The following is an 18957-nucleotide window of genomic DNA, read 5'->3' as shown; positions in this document are numbered from 1 at the left end:
ACTCATATCGTTAGAGTGTCGTGATCGTAGTATGGCAGATAACGTCAAGTCCGGAGACGAGTTCACGACGCTTGAAGAAATAATTGCTGTCGGAGATGAAGTCTCAGCAAAAGTCGCTGTGTCGGCGTGTACAGTCCGAACAGGCAAAGAAGCCGAAAAGTAGGTTGGGAGTTGCGTTACTCTTCGGTGACCGGGCCTTTGTACTCCCAATTGAGGCTGTCGCCGTCATAGGCGAGGCCCTCTCGTTAAACACTCTTCTCCCAAGTGTGAATAACACAGTCACTCAACTGCTACAGAATTTTTCAAGCATATAAGTCAATGGAGGAGATATGACTGAGTACAGACAGCACCGAACCACCCCAAAGCCAGTCGTATAGAGACGCAGAAACGCACACGCCAGATCAACCAATACACACACCAACACACCTAACTTCGAATGCCGAGTGAACTCTCCCAACAATCCATCGCAACCGACCCGCCGTCCGCAACACACGTATTAGCAGATACAGAACGTATTTCCGCTGAATACCGCACAGATAGCGGAGTTTGCTGCCTGTGCGGCGTCTATTCCGACGGCCAGTCAGTCGACAAAGCAACATCAAAGAAATACTTTAGCGACGATCCATTGCTGGCAGTTCCAGACTCCGACCACGTCTGCAAGCACTGCGCATGGGTGATGGACCAGCGGACGTTCAAACAAGGTCACTGGATAGCGCACGCGGACGGTGTCGAATCACCATCCACAGGTGACTTACTCGACAGCTTCCGATTGCTACGAAGAGGAAACATCGACGCGCCGTTTGCAGTCCACGTCACGAGTAGCCCGATCCGATCATCCCACTCGTACATCTGGACACCGGTCAACGCGACCGATGACACCGTCACCGTCGCATACGACAGAGAGCAGGTGCGAATCGACGACTGGAGCGTGTTCTCACAGCTTGTTGCAGCGATCGAAGACCTGCGACTCCACGGGTTCACCTTCGACGAAATCCGCTCCGGTGAACCACGAGTCCGGAATTTGCGTGAAATCGGGCGCGGAACGTACCGCGATCGTGACCAAGTAATTGATCCACACCGACGAACTGCCTGCCTAGAACTGGCGCTCACACTCTCTCGAAGTGATGACGACCAGCCGCGGACAGAACTAACAGACGACTACGACCCGCTCACCACACATGACGATTGAAAAAACAGATCTCGAACAGGTGCAGGATGCTGCGACAATCGCGTACGCGGTATTCTGCCAGACTGACTTCGATAGCATCGACACGCACCGAGACCTCGACGACGAGTTCGCCTCTCGGATTGCCGCAGCAGCACAGACAGACACCGTCGCATCGTTTGCGCAACGACTGGCAGATCGGTGGGGGATGCGTTCACTGGCCAGCATCGACGGTGTCAGAGAAACGATCTACGAGTACGACGAGAACGGCACTGCACAGGAATTCCTTCGAACTATCCGGAATCACAAGGCGCTGGTCGTACTCGAAATGCGTGAACAGTACATGAATCTCAGCGGTAACGAGGATGACAACGAATGAAGACAGTCACAGATATCACCGGCACGTACGAGGCACAGTCACCAATCAGCCACGGCAGCGACGAAGACTTCGGTATGGAGATCAGACTCCGAACGCTGGAGATGGCAGTCAGAGACAACGGCGACGTGTATCACGAGGATGTTCCAGTCATCTCAGGGAACAGCCTTCGAGGGCAATTCCGAGACCTGCTCGCTGAGGACTTCCTTGACCGGATCAGTTTGGACGACGACCCAGTGCAGGTGAGTGACACGCTTTCGGCCGCCCTGTACTCTGGTGGATCGCTAGAGCGGACGGCAGGCGCTGGGAAACTCAACCGGCGACTGATACACAACATCCGTGACCACATCCCGCCGCTCTCACTGCTCGGCACAGCCATCGAGGATCAGATGGTTGAAGGCCGCCTCGACGTGGGGCAACTGTTGCCGATCGCCGTCGAAACACAATCATTCACCGGACGCGACTCCGACCAGTCCGTGTTCGAGTACGTCGATAAAACGTTTTACACGCGACAAGATGATCGCGTCGGCGGCAAACAAGATGGTGAGGAGGCACAGCAAATGAAATACGACGTGCAAGTGTTCATCCCAGGAACGCGCTTCCATCACGACCTGACGCTTCGATCTGGCCACTCAGACATCGAAGCGGCCTGTCTCGGTCACGCGCTCGACCTTTTCGAAGACAGGGCTCGCGTCGGTGGAATGGCGTCTCGTGGCCTCGGAGAAGTCGAATTCGAGTACGACAACCGTCCAGACGGCGAGCGGTACCGCGAGTGGCTCGACGAGAACCAGGAAGATGTTCGGGAGTTCGTCGAGGAGCTTGACGAGCAGGTGAACTGATATGCCACGAGATGTGTACTGCCTGCGCGTTGATCTCGGCAGCCCAATCGCAGCGTCAGATCCGTACATCCATTTGGATAGCTTTGTTTCCTACGGCGCTGCTGTGGAAAGCATCGGCCACGACGGCATCGCAGAGTTGGATGATGGTGGTGAACCAGAGTACTTTGAAGATGAGATGCCTTTCAGGAAATACGAAGTTGACGACGAGTGGGTGTGGGCGACGACCGCCGCCGGAATTGCGACCGGGGAAGCGGCTGGCATCGAGGAGGCAGAGCGCTGGAGTGCGACGAAGTGGCGAAAACACTTCGATGATGACCCTGTCCACCAGATCAAAGAAACGCACATCAACACTTCCAGCGGGTCGTTCAAGTCCTACAACGCAGCACTGCCGTATGCAGCTGCGGACGAACTGACGTTCTTTTTCGAGCCAGCCACAGATGCAGATCCGGAAAGAGTTGTTGAACTCATCGAACGCCATGTCTCCGGGATCGGGAAAAAGCGCTCGCAAGGCTTCGGTCAGATCAACAATATCGATCTCGTTGACGCAACTGGAAGTGTCTCATCGGCGCTTCACCACAACGGCACGATCCTCCGCTCGACACCGGCTGAGTTCGCGTCCCGGGTCGTTGCCAACACACGGTACGAGAGACGGACTGTCCGACCGCCGTACTGGCACTCACATAACCAGTCGATGGCGATTACACCGTTCACTGACTTCCCGGAAGATGCTTTGGAGTCTGATCTCGGCTTAGAGAGCGAACTGACAGCGTAACGATGCAGGATCTTGAACAGCGACGGTTTCGACTGCATGCACGTGCAGATGGTTATCAGCGCCGGATAGAGCGTGCGGGAACGTATATCGAGCGGATAGACGAGCGCTTTGATGCGCCATCACTCCACGTTTCCGGTGGAAAAGACTCGCTCGTACTCTGGCATTTGATGCACGAGAGTGCAATCGAATGGCCTGTCTTTCACTTTGATAACGGGCTGTTGAACGTGCCTGGTGTGACCGAGTTCGTCCGACACCTCGCAGACGAGTGGGAGAGCCAGCTATACGTCCGTAGTTCGGAAGCTGTCAACGACGAACGGATGCTGCTCGAAGAGGGGCACGGCTACAACGGCTATTGGGGCACCTACGAGCGGCTTGCACGCAAGCAGCACTGGGATTGTCGTGTCCTCGGTATTCGGGCGGCAGAGTCACCACAGCGCCGCGATAGGTTCGACGGCCTACGGATACCCACAGACACCTCGCACGACCCCGCGGCGGCACCGATCCATCATCTGAAAACCGCAGACGTGTGGGCATATATCGTCGATCACGACCTCGACTATCACGAGATCTACGACGAACAGGGAGAACTGTACGATGGCATCGATTCACGGGAAAACCGGCTGGTGACGCTGTACGACAGCGAATTTGACTCACTCGGTTCGCAGGAAATATCCCAGTTTATCTATCCTGGCGAGACAAACGAGTTGAAAGACATCGAACAACGGAAATAGTGGGATATGTGGGAAAGATTTATTGTGTTTGTGGGGTAAGTGGGATATATGGGAAAAAGGATAGGCGATTACGAGATCGAAATCGAAGACCGTCCTACCGATGACCGTTCCAAAGCGATCTGTATCGAGCGAGCAGACCTGGAAGAGCAATTCACGTTCGAAGTTCAAGACGGGTCACTCCTCTACCAAGGCCCAATGAATGCAGACGCAATGACATGGACGGAAGTCCCCGACGGTATTCGAGAACTGGCGGAAGGGCATTTTGGAACCAAACTAACTGCCGATACTGAAGACTTGATACAGCGGCGTGAAGCCAACCTGGTATAACGATGCCTGACCCGAAAATCGACTCGAAGGGGCGCATTGTCATTCCCAAATCAGCCCGCGAATCCTGGCAGATCGATACTGGCGACAAAGCGCATCTTCGTGTCCGGTCTCCGTCTGGGAAGACGCAGTCAATAAGAGATGAAGTCGACAGCCGTGGCCGAGTCACGATCCCGATAGAGACACGAGAAACATTGGGTGTTAGCGAAGGCGACCGGGTGGAAGTAGACGTGATCGGCGTGGATGGTGGCGGGTTCGAGTGTGAAGAATGCGGCGATGAGTACGACCTCGGAAAAATCCTCATTCTCGAAAGCGGTGAACGAATCGTCTGCGCGGGGTGCTCAACGCCAGAAGATAGGATCATCACGTAACGATGTCTGAACTCAAAAACTACCAAGAGAAGAACGTCCTCGAAGCCGCCCGTGAGCGGATACACTACACGTTCGACGAGTTCGATCACGTGTATCTCTCCGTGAGCGGCGGCAAGGACTCCTCGGTGCAGATGCAGCTCGTCCGGCAGGTACTCGAAGAACGAGATCGGAGCGAAACCTTCGATGTGCTCTTTGTTGACCTCGAAGCACAGTACAAAGCCACCATCAAGCAGATGGAAACTCTCATCGAGAACAGCGAGCACGTCCTTGGGGACGTATACTGGTGCTGTCTGCCATTGTCGCTCCGGAATGCCGTCTCACAGATCCAACCAACGTGGACGTGTTGGAATCCAGCAGAACGTGAGAAGTGGGTTCGGGAGATGCCTGACTACGACTACATATTAACGGCAGATGATAACCCATTCGACTTTTTCGAGGAGGAAATGGAGTTCGAGCATTTTGTTGATGAATTCGGTCGGTGGTACGCTGAACAGCACGACGGACTCTCTGCGTCTGGTATCGCAATCCGGAGCGATGAAAGCCTCAACCGATTCCGGTCGCTGACCAGCGATACCAAACAACGCTACGGCGGGAAGAACTGGACAACACAACTCCAGGTTGACGACGAGTATCTTGATGTGTACAATGTCTATTTTATCTATGACTGGCGGACGGAGGACATCTGGGGCTACGTGAGCAAGTACGATCTCCCCTACAATGACGTATACGAGCAAATGTGGAAAAACGGTATGTCGATCCACGATGCTCGTATCTGCCAACCGTTTGGCGACGATCAACGAAATGGACTTGACCAGTTCCGCCGAATTGAGCCAGAGACCTGGGAGAAACTACTGAACCGTGTCTCTGGCGTCAACTTCGGAAATATCTACGCTAGAACCTCTCTGCTCGGAGAGTTCAGCAGCGAAAAGCCAGACCATCTCTCGTGGGAAGAATACGCCGTCTTCCTACTGGAGAGTGTGGGCCTCTACAGTCCAGAGCTCCGAGATCATTACACAGACAAGATCACTGGATTCATCGACTGGTACGAGGACGCCGAATACGAAGATACAGGTTGGACAGAAGAAATGGGTCTTGAAGACTTCCCAGACGCACATCCAGACGATCTCCCAAAGAAAGGATACCCATCATGGGAGCGGATTGCGTGGGCGCTTGAACGGAATGACTTCTGGATGAAACGCCTGGGCTTCAACCAAACAAAAGGCGGCAGAGAGAAGCTGGAGATGCTCCGTGAACAGTATGGTGAATCGCTGATTGATCCCAGTGCAACTGACGACAAACACCTCGGTGAATGGGCAGAGAACAATGTCTGACAAAGAAACCCCGCCTGTCGAAGACGACCGAATCGAGGATCGCGCAGATGTCGATGTCGAAGCGTGCGACTTCAAAGAAGTGTACGAACTCGCTGCAGAAGCTCATGAAGATGGTGTAAAGGTACAACCCAGAGATGACGCGGAATGGTATCGTGTTGGAGATGACGCGATAGCCTGCCTCTGGTGGCCACAAAATCGCTCAAACACGGCACGCCTCTCACACTGCTGGGTGCGTGAGGAACGTCGAGGCGAGGGCATCGGCGCTTCGCTAGTCTATCGCCGTGTAGAAGATGCGAGGGCTGACGGTGCAGATATGATAGACACGTACGCATACCATCCCAGTCTGTACGAAGATCTTGGCTTCGAGGCTGGCGAGTCGTACAAGATGGGGACGACGCACATGACGCTGGAGGTTGATGACAATGACTAAACAATCGACACTCGACGAACTGGTAGAGGTACTGGATGACGATAGCGACGACGAGCTAACCGAGGAACTCCTCCTCGATGCTGTTGATCAGTTCTTCGATCAGACCGACGACCTTGACGAACAGGTCTCGGCGCTGAATGCACTCCGAGAGAAACTGCACGAAGAATCGCCGTTCAGCGAGCCAGTTGAGTATATCAAGTGGGTAGACCAAGACAACCTCGAAGGCAACGACTACAACCCGAACGAGGTTGCCACGCCGGAGATGGAACTGCTGCACAAGTCGATCAAAGAGGACGGATACACGCAGCCGATCGTCACGTACGAGACCGAACCCGGGCACTTCGAGGTCGTGGATGGCGAGCACCGGAGTATCATCGGGAAAGAGTACGATGACATCCGTGAACGCCTTCATGACCATGTTCCGGTAACGGTGATCGACAAGCCCGAGGACAAGCGGATGGGGTCAACAATACGCCACAACCGCGCCCGTGGAACGCACCAAATCAGGGACATGAGCGATATCGTCGTTGAACTCTTTGATCGCGGCTGGGATGACGACCGAATCATGGAAGAACTTGGGATGGAACGCGACGAGGTTCTGCGGCTGAAGCAGGTGAGTGGGCTAAAAAAGGCGTTCTCCGATCACGAATTCAGTCAGTCATGGACAGAGTACGAAGATGAACACATCGACGAAGGTAAAGTCGAAGACTGAATTTTCTCAGGTTTGGCTCCTACTCTTCAGCGACCGGGCCTTTGTACTCCCAATTGAGACTGTCACCGTCGCGGGTCACGACGTACTTGTACGGACCGTGGAGGTCGCCACTTTGGCATTTGCAGCCTTTCGACCCGCACGTGTTCTTGCGGATCACGACTGTTCCGCCGCTGCTGGATTCCTCAACCGCCTCGATGGATTCGCCGTCACCGGCTTCGATGTCGTCAGGAGACACGTCTTGACGGTACTCAATGAGGTCGTCAATCCAGTCTTGGACAGCTCGCAAGTCTTCAGAGGACTGTTTCGGGATGCCTTCTCGGAGGTATTTCGGGAGGCCGTCGGGAGCGCGCGGTTTCTCTGGCATTGCTTGGTAAACACTGCGCTCGCGTAGTACTTGAATGTTTACCAAGCAACGGGTAGCGTCGGTAAGCGAAGATGGCATCTACAGGCGGGTCAAAGCGAATCTTACGGGCCCTGTGCCGTGAGGCCGTTCGCGTGGAAAGTTGCTACACCGGTATTGTTGTCAGAATATAATTGGGAATCAAGGGTGCGTAAGAGACGAAGACGGCGTTGACGAGACGCGAACCGTCTCGTTTGCACACCAGAAATCTTCGATTTCCAAGGACGCTGTATCCCATTCCTCAAGGAGCAACACAGGGAGCGAAACGACCGAGTAGCGCAGTAGGAAATGGCGTAGCGCCTGCGATCAGCTAAAACCGGGGCTCGCCAAAGAAGTCCCAGCCAGCGAAATACGAGTTCCCCGAGCGTGTTCGCTCTCATCAGTGTTCTATAGAATCGAAAACACGGCGCTCGACTCCGAGCTTCCAGCCAGCGAAAATCCTGTCGCGGTCTCCCGGACGCTGAACGTACTCATCATGCATGTGATCGTACTTTTGATCTACGCAATAGTTCGCACAGATGCCGAGACGCTTCTTCAAGAACAATAATGACTCTTTTAATTCGTGACTATACTTGATTTTCTCCTCGCCAGCGTCGAAGTCCTCAAGGGTGTCTGTCTCAGTCACGTCTTCGAACCGTAACGACAGACAATCCAGCGGCGAGTGGAACGAGACAGACCCGAAATCCAACAGCCAAAAGTCACTGCCGTCGATCGTGTGCAGATGACAGTCGTCAGCCTGCTCGTAAATCCGAAACAGAGCTTTCCCTTTGACGACGTACAGCGCGTTTTTCTTCACTGAATTTCGTTTGGCCGCAGCTTTTTTATCGGCGCGGTAGTTTTCCGTTCCAAGGCGGGCGAACTTTCTGGCGTGCTTGTTGATGACGTACAAGTGCTCTAAGACTTCTTTTGAGACAGTACCAACAGTCTCGCTTTTCCACGTCGCAGCGCCGCCGTCGTGTTCGGCCCAGTAGTGTCTTTGGAGAACACGGAACGCGTCCGAGTACTCGACTCTCTCGATGTGAGAGAATTGACAGCCAGTGGCGGGGCATCCGAGTTCCATCTGCCCGTTGGTGTCATGGACTTGGCTTTCCGAGTCAACCGTTTGCCGATTCGCACTTCCGAGTTCAAGTAGTTCATATTTGTTGTCTGTGTTCCTGTGTTCATCGTATGCGTGTTTACGGATGGCTGCCTCAGACCAGTCCGTCTCACCGCACTCTCGGCAGCGGTACTTCGTAACTGCAAGCGTATCTACGGCTGGTTGTTGGGTTGACATCGCTTGGTGAGGACTACCCTGTTTTGATACATAAATGTTCGATAAATAGTTAGACACGGACGAGAGCGTGGCTGTCACGTCGTGGAAGTTGATCCCGCAGACACCACCAAAGAATGTTCACAGTGTGGTGTGAAGACAGACAAACCTCTCTGGGTGCGAGAATATAGCTGTCCGAGTTGAGGCTACACAGTCAACCGTGACTATAATGCTGCGTTGAACGTCTGGGAACGCGGTTTGCGGAAGCTAGGAGTGGTTCACTCCGAAGCAACAACGCCTGCGGAGGCTGGAACCGCTGTGGAGCAGGCTCAGCCCGAGGTTGTCTCTGCAAGTTCCGTCGTGGAAACAGGAAGCCCCTGCCTCAAGGAGGCCGTCTCAGACGGCTGAGTAGGCAGGCGTCAGTTCACACACGAGCGTAGCAGTAGTTGAGAACTCGGCTCCTGTGTAGGAATATTCCTACTGGACACTGTGAACAGTGCGGCGAGCTTAACTCGATGGCACAGTTGGGCGATCGTATGCACTCAGCCCGTGTCTCTGCCGTCGCGGAAGCCTTCGCAGCGCTTGGACTGGATCACATTGCGGCGTTCGACCGTGCAGAGCCAGAATTTGAGATGTTCTCAGAGTTACGGGTCCAACAGAAACAGTTGGGTGTGTCGCTCGCTGAGACTATTCAACACCGCATCGCGTTAGGGATGGGGGCAGCGCTGATTAATTATCGTTTAGCCGGTGACGCACAGTCGTTTTGGTCATCGTTGTCGACTGCGGTTCAAGATCATGGGGCTGTCACGTCAGTCCCAGATGTTGAGGCCGTGCTTGACGTGTTTTTGGAGGACCCGGTGAATTCTCGTAGCGTGTCGTACAAGCGGACGCGCGTGGAGCGGTTTTTTGAGAGCGGGTTTGCTGAATGGCTTGTATCGGAGTACCCTAATGTTGAGGCGGTGACTGTCTGGGAGGAGTTGGCGGCAGCGCTCGATAACGACATGGACCTGAAGACGATTGTGTTCGCCATGAAGGTGTTCGACGTGATCGAGTTTATCGAACACGGCGAATACTTGTCGGTGCCGAGTCGTGTTCCGATCCCTGTGGATTTGCAGACGGAGCGGATGGCGTTGTTGTCGGGGATTGTTGGGGAGTCCCCGACTGCAGAGGATGTGATCGAGGCGTGGGGTGCGGTAACTGAAGGTGTCTCGATGCGGTTAGATCGTGAAGTCTCGGTGTTTCGGATTGATAGTATCGCGTGGCAGGCAGGGCAGATTGTCGGGCAGAACAAGGAGAGTCGGAGTGTTGCGGAGAATGCTTTGACGCGGCATTTCACCGGGGTTGGCGTGGGTGAGAGTGAGGCAGGACGGTTGGCTGGTGAGTTGGTGACTGATTTTGATCGGGTGCGTGATTTGGATGTGTTTTGAGAGCGTTGTGGGTGGGGTGTTTGCGGACGCGGGGGTGTGTCCGCCGGTACGATTCTTCGGTGGAATTGCGGACGCGGGGGTGTGTAGTGAGGGCGTCGAGTGCCGTTAATTCATGTACACAACTAAAAGCTCGATAGCGGTGATTTTCGCCTGTTAGTCGCTGTAGCGACAGGGCGTGTAGCGGTGAAATGGCGCAGTTTAGTGTTTGTATAGTTACCAGTCGTCCGTTGTCTTGCGTTTTGGTGTGATATTAGATTCACGTCTAATCTTGGTTATTTGTGTATATAAATTATGACTCTCGGTAATTAGTCCTCTGGGAGGTCAAAGTGTACTCAGATTTTAACCGCTATCGAGACGACACCCCGAGGGTTGAGCATCCTAAAAGACGGTTCCTTCGGGAATTAGGCACTGGCGGGGTGGCGACAACTCCAGTATACAGTAGATAAACTATATAACGATATACCGAATATAGAGCGTTGAGTTGCCCAGAGTTTCGGAGGATGGGTTTATTTTTCATAATTCTATTCGGAAATTGTGGAATATCCTACGAATTTGTACCGGTTGAGAACGCAATAGACATAGTCACTGCCTCAATTAATTGAACTCTGACTAATTTATGGTTATCTCCAGAGTGTTGCCACTCACGAATGGCGAACCGAGGGGCGAGCAGTGTTAGTCAGGCGGAATTAATGCTGAGGAGATCAACTCAACACACTCACCGGCTGTGAGGGCCGGTGCGTAGTCGATTGCGCCGTCAACACTCGCCTTCAGCAAGAAATCGGTCAGTCGCCAAATGTTGTACAGCAACACAGCGAACACGAAGTAGAACAGCCGTACCCGGTAGTCTTTCGAGGATGTCTTTGCGAGGAAGTCGTTCTTGATGCTTTTGTACTCGTTTTCGATCTGCCAGCGGCGACTATACCGCCGACAGAATGATTCAGCCTCATCAGGTCCAACACGAAGATTCGTCGCAAAGACAGCCGTCCCTTCTCCTTTCGTGGCAGTGACGTACAAGAATCGCATTGGATGCGAGCCCGTCTCAACGTGGACCGATGCAGATTCCACAGCGACTTCTTCCCCATCGGCCTCCATCTTCTCGATAGCTTCCCGTTCAGTGCTCGTGATCCGCTTCGGAATGAGATAGTTCACGCCGAGATTGGAAAGCGTCTGAAAGACGTGCCGTGAGTCAAACTCACGGTCACATAGCACCGTTTCGATCTGGACGTGTTCTTGGGCTTGTTGCACTAACCGCCGGACAGCGCGATGAATCTGGTTGGATCGATTCTCGTCCCAGTTAGAACTCTCGCGAATTGGCTCCACGGCCAAGATCAACGGAATATTCTGGCCGACAATCGACAACGTCGCAAATTTGAACGCCCGCTGATCCCCTTCTTTCGTCCCGCTGACCATCGGCATTCCCTCGACCTTGCCGTAGTAAGGAACTGTGGTGATGTCGATAGCCGCAGTGACCGGCCGCCGGAACGAGACCTCTGAGGCGATGGCTGAAAGAAGCTGATTGCTGGCTACATCGAATCCTTCGATGATGTCCTCGGGATCGAATTGCTTGATTGCTCGGAGATGTGTATCACCGTGAGGGCCGTACTCTTTGCCGCGCTGGTATTGGAAGCGAGCAGCTCCCTGGGCTGTTCCACAGCCGACCATCCCCATGAACGTCTGCAACTCGAAAAACTGGACATCCTCGTAGGTGGCGTTCTCACCACGACCCGTCTCGAATCCGTCGAAGCCATGATTCCGTGCGAGGCGAGTCGTCCGATAAATTTGCTCGTCGCTGAAACCATCATCTGCCTCGGTGTCTTCATCAGAAAATGTGTGAGGGTCCTTCTCTGGAGTGAGTACCTCTTCTTTCGGGCGTACCTCAGGCACTGAAATATCGCGGTCGTGGATTTCTTTGACGACGTAGTGTGCGGCGGTTGTGATGAACTCCCGGACGCCGTCAGTGAAGCGATTGCGCCATGTTCGTGAGAGAACTGATTCATCTGGCGTCTTCTCAAGGCCAACCGCAGTCGCGAGCTCAGGATACGTTTCGAGTTGTCGGTAACTCGTCCCTGTAATCTCATGATAGAGAAACAGTCGAATCATCCCATCGAATGAATAGGGTGCTGGATGCCAGTCAGGATAGCTATCCTCCAAGGTGTCAAACTTCGGTTCGACGGCGGAGAGTGCATCGAGTAATCCAGCCCCACCGCGTAATGTATCCCGAAACTCGATACCAACACAATAGGCGTCAGTCAATCGTCGTTCTCTCAGCGGAGGATCTGAACCCATCGTACTTGTCGTTGATGCCTCCTTCAATATTAGCGTCAGAGAATGAGTCTGGGACTGAATATGATGCTCCCGACCGATCATTATTGGTGAGGCAGTGACCGATGAGCTGTGCTGTCTATCAGGAATTAATCAGAAGTGCCCTGCAAGATATAGAGTATGTATGCAGCAAGAAGACCAGCTATTGTTGTTGGTCTAAAATAACACTCATTCTGGGTCGCCACGCTCGTATAACAGATGGTTCATCATAAAAATCAAAGAATGAATGGGCCGACCGATACCGAGAAGCACGACAACCTCGAGCTGGGGACAGGACACTTCGATTGTGGAGCGTACTCCCTTGAGAAAACGTTATCAATTCTTCTCAGTGTCAACTTCGCCGATGAACGTCCAGTGAGTATGGGTGCCGCCCTCTGGTCGCTGTTCTTCCCTGACGTGATAAAGATACGGTCCATGAGGGCAGTCCTCGCATCCTTCCGGACAAGGGACCGTCTTAACGACCTCTGTATACGTATCCCGTTCGTTCACTCTAATAACGTCTTCTCCGGGATGAAGCTCGATTTGCGACGGGGTATCTTCTTGCCACTGGAGTAACTCTTGCGCGTGCACGATTGCTCTGCGGAGGTCTTCCGCAGACAGGCCATTGAGTTCTGTGACGACCGCTTCTGGTAACCCCTCGGGCGGAGTTGGTGCCGCGGAATCGTCTGACATAACCGATAGTTCGTCGTCGCGTGATATAAGCTATCTGTCTGGAATAGTATATAACTCAGAAAAGTCCGGGGTCAGCGACGACCAAACAACCGCTCCCGTAAGGACCGAGACGACGGCCGTTCGGTCAAGAGAACGGGTGTATCGAGACGTTCGATCGTGTCGAACACCAGTGACCCGCGGACGATTCGGGAGAGCAGGCCGCGCTCTGTCGCGCCGATGATTACTAGACTGTATTCCGAACCAACCTCCCCGATTTTGGTCTCCACGTCGCCGGTCTCGATGCGGAGATCAGCATCTTCCAATTGGTGGCCCGCTGCCCAGTCGGTGAGGAACGCACGACCGGACTCTTCTTCTCCGGAGTCGACGATGTGCAGCAGAGAAACGTCCACGCCGATGCTCGTTCGGAGTGCGCGAGCAACCTCAGCGGAGAGGTCCGAGGAGGGACCGCCTGCAGTCGGAACAAGCACGTTGGTGAGATTCAACTCCTCCCCGTCCAGCACCAGGAAGTCACATGGGAGATTATGAGTTAATTCCTCAAGTGTTCCTTCCGCGCGCCCGCCCGCGAACTGCGCGCCGCCGTAACCCATCACGACGGTATCTGCGCTGTGGGTCCGAGCCGCGTCGAAGACCTCCTCAAATCCGCGATGGGAGAGGATCGTTCGCGTCTCGATCGGAACATCGAATTCCTCCGCGTCCGATTTTGCGGCGTTCAGAAGCTCTTCGGAGGACTCGTCGATCCCTCTCTCCGAGGCGGTCTGGAGCGAGGTCTGATCCGGGACTGTGACGATGTGCGTGGCGAGCACGCGGCCGCCTTTCTGCTGTGCGACCGCGGCAGCGAGCGTGATGAGTGCGCTCTCAGTCCGCGGGTTCGCCACGGCGACCATGATCGTCGGCCCCTCGTCCCCTGTCGGGGCAACCGCGTCGGCGGCGTCGACAACCTGATCTGGAAGGTCACTCTCGCGACTGCGGATATACTCTGAGAGTACGCCCTGTTTGGTCGTTTTGTCCCGCGCATACAGGAAGTACCACACTAGTGCGGCGATGACGAACCCTCCCGAGAGCGCGATTTCGATCCCGTCCATGAAGGCCACCAGTCCCAGTGACAACACCGCGCCGAGAATCGGTGTGATTGGGTACAGTGGAACAGTGAAATCGGGGTCGTATTCCGGCGTATCTGCTTCCCGAAACACGATCAGCGCGACGTTCATCAGCGCGTAGACGATGAGATGGAGGACGCTGGCCGCCTTCGAGAGTACCTCGATATCCTGTCCTAAGAGGGCAATGAACACGATGATGAGTCCGCCGGTGACGAGAATCGACCGGTACGGCGTCGCGTAGTTGGGGTGGATCTCGTTCAGCCAGTTCGTGACGATCTTATCCCGTCCCATTGCGAAGTTGATCCGGGCCGAAGCGAGAATCGAGGCGTTGGCAGAGGAAGCCGTCGCCAGCAGCGCCCCGACGGTCATAATCGCGGCGGCCGCGGCGGCGACGCCGCCGATCGGCCCGAGCGAGGACGGAAACGCGACCTCCGCTGCCTGTGCGACAGGCGCGTCCTGACTGAGTTCTGGCCACGGAACCACTCCCAGCATCGTCGTGACGAGAATCGCGTAGATGACGGTTACGATGCCGACACTCCCGATGATCGCGATGGGGAGATTCCGGCCGGGGTTTTTCAACTCTTCTGCGACTGTCGCGATTTTCGCATAGCCGAGGAAGGAGACGAACACCAGCGCCGTGGCGGGGAGGATCTCCCCGGTCCCGAACGGTGCCAGTCCGTTGGACCCGGAGAGCGTCGCATAGTCGAACGAAAAGAACCCTGCGACGGCGAACAGGGTGAGGATCGAAAGCAGGATGAAGACGATGACCGTCTGGACGCCGCCTGTTTCCTTCGCACCAATGTAGTTGACAGCAACGAAAACGAGGCCGGCGAACAGTGCACCGACTTGGATCGGATTAAGGAATGCAATTGCAGGGAGCGGGGCGAACTCGGCGAGGTACTGCCCAAAGCCAATACAATAAAACGCCGATGCGAAAGCCAGTCCCATCCAATCACCCATCCCGGCGATAGAGCCGAACATCGGCCCCAGCGCCTTGTTGATGTAGTAGTAGCCACCGCCGGCTTTGGGCATCGCTGTCCCAAGCTCGGAGACCGACAGCGCGTTGACCATCGCAATCAATCCGCCAACGACGAAGGAGACGACGACGACCGGACCCGCCGCGTTGGCGGCCACACCCGGCAGGACGAAGATGCCTGCCCCGATCATCGTCCCGATTCCGATGGTCATCGCGGAGACGAGACCGAGGTCTTTGGCGAGTTCTTCGTCACTCATCGTTGGATTCGGAGCGCGGAAGAGCAATTACAGGCCGGTCACCTTGGGTGACCAGTTTCAGAGAGAGATCGCCAGAGAGAAACTGCATGATACGGTTTCCACTGCGAGCTCTGTACGCGACTGCACTTGCGTCGACCTCCTCGGCGGCTGCAAATATCTCCCCCACGATATCCCGACCGTATGCCGTATGATCGTCGGCATCGGGGAAGACAGTCCGAACCGCAGCGTAGGACTCTTCCGCGATTTCCTCCGATTGTTCGACCGGCGTTTTGTCGGGGACGCCTTCGCCTTTCTCCACAACGTGGAGCGCTGTCACCTGCTCGGGATCGTACGGTTCGAGGGCGGTTGCCGTCGCCAGTGCATCCTCCTTGTGAGCCACTGGCAAGAGAACGTGCGACAGCAAATCGCGCTGTTCGTTTGCGGACATACAATTAGGTATTTACTGAGGTGCAAAAAGTGGTGTGTTCTCCAACTGTTCCATAATATTATGGCTCCGAAATTTGGTATTCGTTTAATCAACCGGAACAGCATTCTACTCGTTATCATGCTGGGGTAGCGATTCAAGACAAGGAGGCAATAGAGAATCGTGGCTCGCGAACGCAGTGATACAAAAATAAGACTGGTACTATTTTGTGATTCGATTCGTATGTATAAATATGGGTATTGAGATCGATGCTATCGACGAGCGAATCATCCATCGATTAACGCAAGACGCCCGGCACACGTCTGCGCCGGAAATCGCTGAGGAAGTCGATGTCTCGGCACCGACGATCCGGAACCGGATCCGTCGGCTTGAAGAGGAGGGGGTCATCGAGGGATATCACGCTCAGATCGACTACGAAAAGCTCGGCGGGCGGCTCGCCAACCTGTTTTTCTGTACTGCGGTCGTGACTGATCGGGACCGGTTCGCCCAGCGGATTCTGGATATTCCGGGCGTGATCAACATCCGGGAGGTGATGTCCGGTGAGGAGAACCTCCACGTGACGGTAATCGCGACAGATACAGCCGATATCAGACGCATCGCTCAGGAAATCGCGGCGCTCGGGGTCGACATCGACCACGAGGAACTTCTCCACCAGGAGCACTTCCAGCCCTACGAGCCGTTCGGTCCGGATCAGCCGGAAATGGGGGCACCGGTAACCGGTATCGCAGATCTCAGTGAGGATGCCGACTTAGTGGAGCTTCCCGTTGCTGAGAATGCAGCAATCGCCGGAAAAACAATTCAAACGGCGACCGAAGAGGGATTGATCACGGAGGACCTACTGGTCATTTCGATCGAACGAGAGGACGGAGCAAACGCAGAAACTCCTGCGGGTCATACGACGATTCAGGCGGGAGATGTGGCCACACTATTTTCCCGGACAGGGATTGCTGACGAAGCGCTACGTGCTTTCACTGAAGGGTGATTTACTTGTCGTGCAGATTGGCAGAAATCGCTTTCTGGGGTGTGAATCTCACGTAGTCGTCGAGGTAGACTCTCGGTTTCACGTTATAGATTTTGTCGATACTGGTCCTGACGAACCTGTTCGAGCTGATGCTGGATTGCCCAGACTGTCCAGATGAGTACCACGGCAGTTCCGAGGATGATCTCCCATCTGACCAGCGGAGATTGTAAGAGATACGTACTCCCCGTCGCGATACCGGCCCACACGAGAACCACGAACACGATTTGGTTGTTCGATGCTGGTGTAATCTTCGCTGGGATGTCCATTGTTATACGTTCTCGCCAGTCATACTAAATTCTCTCGACGCACTCACTCGGTAGAAATTGACTTGTGAACCGAGCAGGTGGTATTGACGTATGCGTGTTGTAATCATCGGCGCGGGGCTGGTCGGAACATCCATCGCCGCGAACCTCGCCGCGGATAACGACGTTATTGTTGTTGAGGATGATCCAGACCGTGCGGACCAACTCCAGTTTGATCTTGATATTCTCTCAATCTTGGGTGATGGGACCTCGTTAGCGACGCTTCAGGAAGCAGAAGTCGACGACGCTGATATGTTCATCGCTTGTACCGGTGACGACCGGACGAACCTCGTCGCCTGTGGCACCGCGAAGACGTTGGGCGATCCATTCACAATCGCTCGGGTCAAATCAGCCGAGTATCTCCGCACGTGGCAGCGCAAACACGGTGCGTTCGGTGCGGACCACCTCGTCTGCTCAGATCTATTGACTGCAGAAAATATTGTCCGCGTCACCGGACTTCCCGCTGCAATCGACCTCGATCCGTTCGCGGACGGTCTCGTTCATATGGCGGAGTTTGAGATCACTGCCGACAGTCCAGTCGCCAGTCAGACCGTTGCTGAGGCTGATCGATTCAAATCGCTCACCTTCGCTGGACTATTTCGTGATGGTTCTGTACTAATCCCCGGCGGCGAGACGCGAATCGAAGCAGGCGACCGGGCGGTGGTGATCGGGAGTCCGGCAAGCGTCCGTGGGTTTTCGAACGATCTTAATCCATCGACTACCCCCGACAAAGCCGACGACATTGTTATTGCTGGCGGGAGTGAAATTGGCTATCATACCGCCCGACTGCTTGAAGAGCGGGAGTCCAAATCACGGCTCATCGAGAGAGACGAAACTCGCGCTCGGGAGCTCGCAGAGGAGCTTTCGGGGACGGTTGTCATGCATCAGGACGCAACAGATGTGGATTTCCTCTCGCGAGAACACGTCGATGAAGCCGATATCGTCATCGCGACGATGCCCTCAGATGAGCGCAATCTGTTAGTTGCAGTCCTTGCGAAACGTCTCGGTGTCGACCGAGTCATTGCAGTCGTCAACAACGACGAGTACGTAACACTATTCGAAGAGATTGGAATCGATGTCGCGGTTAACCCTCGGGGAGTGACAGCCGAAGAGATAACGCGGTTTAGTTTCGAGAGCGTCGCCGAGAATCTCTCGGTCCTCGAAAACGATCAGGCGGAAGTGCTCGAACTTGAACTCGATTCCGATAGCTCGATGGTCGGCTACACGATCAGAGAACTCGACAGCGAACTCTCCGGCCAGTTCGTTGTCGGTGCACTCACAAGAGGCGGAACGCTGATCACACCACGAGGAGACACAACCCTCGAAGCGGGCGATCACGTTATCATATTCGTCGAAACGTCGTTTGCCGACGAAATCATCGCCAGAGCGTAGCTACGCAGTGTTGCGGCTGCTGGAAGAATTAAGAGTCGACACGTTTTCAATGGGGACGGCTGAAGATGAGAGACATGTATATTATCGTCGTTGGTGCAGGCGATATCGGATCCCCGTTGATCGATATTGCGACGAGATCGGGGAACGAAGTCGTCGTCATCGAAAAGGATGAGCAACGAGCGGACGCGATTGCCAACGAATACGACTGTCTCGTTTTGCACGCAGACGCGACGATCAAGGAGACGCTCAAAGACGCCGGCGCGGAGCAGGCGGACGCGATCATCTCGACCAGTTTCGGCGAAGATCCTGCTGGTAGGCGAGTGTCTCCGTCAGCGTCTCGCGGTCGAGAACGTTCTCGCCTCGGATG

General features: G+C 54.7%; 22 protein-coding genes and 1 pseudogene. 16 read left to right on the top strand and 7 right to left on the bottom strand.

What is annotated here, in order from left to right; all coding sequences use genetic code 11:
* Positions 1-31: 31 nt before the first annotated feature.
* The 11 genes from V8P86_RS17140 to V8P86_RS17090 all read left to right on the top strand — a co-directional run bounded on the left by V8P86_RS17140 (position 32) and on the right by V8P86_RS17090 (position 7051).
* Positions 32-163 carry a hypothetical protein gene (locus V8P86_RS17140; protein WP_336328510.1) on the top strand — a complete coding sequence of 44 codons (132 nt, stop codon included), beginning with the start codon at positions 32-34 and terminating at the stop codon, positions 161-163.
* A 273-nt stretch (positions 164-436) separates the two neighbouring features.
* The gene (locus tag V8P86_RS17135; RefSeq protein WP_503629735.1) at positions 437-1189 is read left to right on the top strand and encodes a hypothetical protein; all 753 of its coding nucleotides are present in this window, start codon (positions 437-439) and stop codon (positions 1187-1189) included.
* Positions 1179-1544, top strand: coding sequence for a hypothetical protein (locus tag V8P86_RS17130; protein WP_336328508.1), 366 nt, complete (start codon positions 1179-1181; stop codon positions 1542-1544). Before V8P86_RS17135 ends, V8P86_RS17130 begins: the two co-directional genes overlap by 11 nt.
* Positions 1541-2380, top strand: a complete 840-nt coding sequence (locus V8P86_RS17125) for a hypothetical protein (RefSeq protein ID WP_336328507.1) — start codon at positions 1541-1543, stop codon at positions 2378-2380. The genes V8P86_RS17130 and V8P86_RS17125 overlap by 4 nt, the downstream gene beginning before the upstream one ends.
* 1 nt (position 2381) lies before the next feature.
* A complete protein-coding gene (locus V8P86_RS17120; RefSeq protein ID WP_336328506.1) occupies positions 2382-3152 on the top strand; it encodes a Csf3-related protein in 771 nt (256 codons plus the stop codon).
* Positions 3153-3154: 2 nt separating this feature from the next.
* Positions 3155-3883 (top strand): phosphoadenosine phosphosulfate reductase domain-containing protein, encoded by a 729-nt coding sequence (locus tag V8P86_RS17115; RefSeq protein WP_336328505.1) that lies wholly within the window; start codon positions 3155-3157, stop codon positions 3881-3883.
* A 48-nt stretch (positions 3884-3931) separates the two neighbouring features.
* Positions 3932-4210, top strand: a complete 279-nt coding sequence (locus V8P86_RS17110; RefSeq protein WP_336328504.1) for a hypothetical protein — start codon at positions 3932-3934, stop codon at positions 4208-4210.
* A 2-nt stretch (positions 4211-4212) separates the two neighbouring features.
* On the top strand, positions 4213-4578 hold the full coding sequence (locus tag V8P86_RS17105; protein ID WP_336328503.1) for an AbrB/MazE/SpoVT family DNA-binding domain-containing protein: 366 nt from the start codon (positions 4213-4215) through the stop codon (positions 4576-4578).
* A gap of 2 nt (positions 4579-4580) precedes the next feature.
* Positions 4581-5909 carry a DUF3440 domain-containing protein gene (locus V8P86_RS17100; RefSeq protein WP_336328502.1) on the top strand — a complete coding sequence of 443 codons (1329 nt, stop codon included), beginning with the start codon at positions 4581-4583 and terminating at the stop codon, positions 5907-5909.
* On the top strand, positions 5902-6339 hold the full coding sequence (locus tag V8P86_RS17095) for a GNAT family N-acetyltransferase (RefSeq protein WP_336328501.1): 438 nt from the start codon (positions 5902-5904) through the stop codon (positions 6337-6339). Before V8P86_RS17100 ends, V8P86_RS17095 begins: the two co-directional genes overlap by 8 nt.
* Positions 6332-7051, top strand: coding sequence for an IbrB-like domain-containing protein (locus V8P86_RS17090; RefSeq protein WP_336328500.1), 720 nt, complete (start codon positions 6332-6334; stop codon positions 7049-7051). Before V8P86_RS17095 ends, V8P86_RS17090 begins: the two co-directional genes overlap by 8 nt.
* 19 nt (positions 7052-7070) lie before the next feature.
* Here the strand turns inward: V8P86_RS17090 and V8P86_RS17085 are convergent, their stop codons facing one another.
* Positions 7071-7415, bottom strand: a complete 345-nt coding sequence (locus V8P86_RS17085; RefSeq protein ID WP_336328499.1) for a DUF6788 family protein — start codon at positions 7413-7415, stop codon at positions 7071-7073.
* Positions 7416-7830: 415 nt separating this feature from the next.
* Positions 7831-8724 carry a hypothetical protein gene (locus V8P86_RS17080; RefSeq protein WP_336328498.1) on the bottom strand — a complete coding sequence of 298 codons (894 nt, stop codon included), beginning with the start codon at positions 8722-8724 and terminating at the stop codon, positions 7831-7833.
* 54 nt (positions 8725-8778) lie between these two features.
* On the opposite strand from V8P86_RS17080, the pseudogene V8P86_RS18980 reads away from it, so the two are divergent.
* Together V8P86_RS18980 and V8P86_RS17070 are read left to right on the top strand one after the other, a co-directional pair.
* Positions 8779-9108 (top strand): annotated as a pseudogene (locus V8P86_RS18980) (zinc ribbon domain-containing protein); the annotation flags it as partial.
* 128 nt (positions 9109-9236) lie between these two features.
* The gene (locus tag V8P86_RS17070) at positions 9237-10127 is read left to right on the top strand and encodes an N-glycosylase/DNA lyase (RefSeq protein ID WP_336328497.1); all 891 of its coding nucleotides are present in this window, start codon (positions 9237-9239) and stop codon (positions 10125-10127) included.
* Between the two features lie 672 nt (positions 10128-10799).
* On the opposite strand, the gene V8P86_RS17065 is transcribed toward V8P86_RS17070, so the two are convergent.
* The 4 genes from V8P86_RS17065 to V8P86_RS17050 all read right to left on the bottom strand — a co-directional run bounded on the left by V8P86_RS17065 (position 10800) and on the right by V8P86_RS17050 (position 15878).
* Positions 10800-12413, bottom strand: coding sequence for a transposase (locus V8P86_RS17065; protein ID WP_336328496.1), 1614 nt, complete (start codon positions 12411-12413; stop codon positions 10800-10802).
* Between the two features lie 351 nt (positions 12414-12764).
* Positions 12765-13121, bottom strand: a complete 357-nt coding sequence (locus V8P86_RS17060) for a hypothetical protein (protein WP_336328495.1) — start codon at positions 13119-13121, stop codon at positions 12765-12767.
* A gap of 71 nt (positions 13122-13192) precedes the next feature.
* Positions 13193-15451, bottom strand: a complete 2259-nt coding sequence (locus V8P86_RS17055) for an amino acid permease (protein ID WP_336328494.1) — start codon at positions 15449-15451, stop codon at positions 13193-13195.
* Complete coding sequence (locus tag V8P86_RS17050; RefSeq protein WP_336328493.1) at positions 15444-15878, bottom strand: putative universal stress family protein; 435 nt, start codon at positions 15876-15878, stop codon at positions 15444-15446. The genes V8P86_RS17055 and V8P86_RS17050 overlap by 8 nt, the downstream gene beginning before the upstream one ends.
* Before the next feature lie 229 nt (positions 15879-16107).
* Between V8P86_RS17050 and V8P86_RS17045 the strand changes: the two genes are divergently transcribed.
* Positions 16108-16857: an Lrp/AsnC family transcriptional regulator gene (locus tag V8P86_RS17045; RefSeq protein WP_336328492.1), complete on the top strand. Its 750-nt coding sequence runs from the start codon at positions 16108-16110 to the stop codon at positions 16855-16857.
* A gap of 83 nt (positions 16858-16940) precedes the next feature.
* Here the strand turns inward: V8P86_RS17045 and V8P86_RS17040 are convergent, their stop codons facing one another.
* Entirely contained in the window at positions 16941-17162 is a 222-nt protein-coding gene (locus V8P86_RS17040) for a hypothetical protein (protein ID WP_336328491.1), read from the bottom strand.
* Positions 17163-17252: 90 nt separating this feature from the next.
* Between V8P86_RS17040 and trkA the strand changes: the two genes are divergently transcribed.
* Both trkA and V8P86_RS17030 read left to right on the top strand, forming a co-directional pair.
* Positions 17253-18590, top strand: a complete 1338-nt coding sequence (trkA, locus tag V8P86_RS17035) for a Trk system potassium transporter TrkA (RefSeq protein ID WP_336328490.1) — start codon at positions 17253-17255, stop codon at positions 18588-18590.
* Positions 18591-18664: 74 nt separating this feature from the next.
* Positions 18665-18957: NAD-binding protein (locus V8P86_RS17030; protein WP_336328557.1), on the top strand; the 293-nt coding region annotated here is incomplete at its 3' end.

Origin of the sequence: Halovenus anhuiensis (genome assembly GCF_037080055.1) — an archaeon.
Taxonomy (GTDB): domain Archaea; phylum Halobacteriota; class Halobacteria; order Halobacteriales; family Haloarculaceae; genus Halovenus.
This window is presented reverse-complemented; position numbering and strand designations above follow the sequence as displayed.

Coding starts and splice junctions, on each gene's coding strand:
- V8P86_RS17060 (WP_336328495.1), bottom strand. CDS start 13,121: ATGTCAGACGATTCCGCGGCACCAACTCCGCCCGAGGGGTTACCAGAA.
- V8P86_RS17050 (WP_336328493.1), bottom strand. CDS start 15,878: ATGTCCGCAAACGAACAGCGCGATTTGCTGTCGCACGTTCTCTTGCCA.
- V8P86_RS17080 (WP_336328498.1), bottom strand. CDS start 8,724: ATGTCAACCCAACAACCAGCCGTAGATACGCTTGCAGTTACGAAGTAC.
- V8P86_RS17040 (WP_336328491.1), bottom strand. CDS start 17,162: ATGGACATCCCAGCGAAGATTACACCAGCATCGAACAACCAAATCGTG.
- V8P86_RS17100 (WP_336328502.1), top strand. CDS start 4,581: ATGTCTGAACTCAAAAACTACCAAGAGAAGAACGTCCTCGAAGCCGCC.
- V8P86_RS17140 (WP_336328510.1), top strand. CDS start 32: ATGGCAGATAACGTCAAGTCCGGAGACGAGTTCACGACGCTTGAAGAA.
- V8P86_RS17115 (WP_336328505.1), top strand. CDS start 3,155: ATGCAGGATCTTGAACAGCGACGGTTTCGACTGCATGCACGTGCAGAT.
- V8P86_RS17135 (WP_503629735.1), top strand. CDS start 437: ATGCCGAGTGAACTCTCCCAACAATCCATCGCAACCGACCCGCCGTCC.
- V8P86_RS17070 (WP_336328497.1), top strand. CDS start 9,237: ATGCACTCAGCCCGTGTCTCTGCCGTCGCGGAAGCCTTCGCAGCGCTT.
- V8P86_RS17110 (WP_336328504.1), top strand. CDS start 3,932: ATGGGAAAAAGGATAGGCGATTACGAGATCGAAATCGAAGACCGTCCT.
- trkA (WP_336328490.1), top strand. CDS start 17,253: ATGCGTGTTGTAATCATCGGCGCGGGGCTGGTCGGAACATCCATCGCC.
- V8P86_RS17095 (WP_336328501.1), top strand. CDS start 5,902: ATGTCTGACAAAGAAACCCCGCCTGTCGAAGACGACCGAATCGAGGAT.
- V8P86_RS17055 (WP_336328494.1), bottom strand. CDS start 15,451: ATGAGTGACGAAGAACTCGCCAAAGACCTCGGTCTCGTCTCCGCGATG.
- V8P86_RS17045 (WP_336328492.1), top strand. CDS start 16,108: ATGGGTATTGAGATCGATGCTATCGACGAGCGAATCATCCATCGATTA.
- V8P86_RS17120 (WP_336328506.1), top strand. CDS start 2,382: ATGCCACGAGATGTGTACTGCCTGCGCGTTGATCTCGGCAGCCCAATC.
- V8P86_RS17085 (WP_336328499.1), bottom strand. CDS start 7,415: ATGCCAGAGAAACCGCGCGCTCCCGACGGCCTCCCGAAATACCTCCGA.
- V8P86_RS17125 (WP_336328507.1), top strand. CDS start 1,541: ATGAAGACAGTCACAGATATCACCGGCACGTACGAGGCACAGTCACCA.
- V8P86_RS17090 (WP_336328500.1), top strand. CDS start 6,332: ATGACTAAACAATCGACACTCGACGAACTGGTAGAGGTACTGGATGAC.
- V8P86_RS17105 (WP_336328503.1), top strand. CDS start 4,213: ATGCCTGACCCGAAAATCGACTCGAAGGGGCGCATTGTCATTCCCAAA.
- V8P86_RS17130 (WP_336328508.1), top strand. CDS start 1,179: ATGACGATTGAAAAAACAGATCTCGAACAGGTGCAGGATGCTGCGACA.
- V8P86_RS17065 (WP_336328496.1), bottom strand. CDS start 12,413: ATGGGTTCAGATCCTCCGCTGAGAGAACGACGATTGACTGACGCCTAT.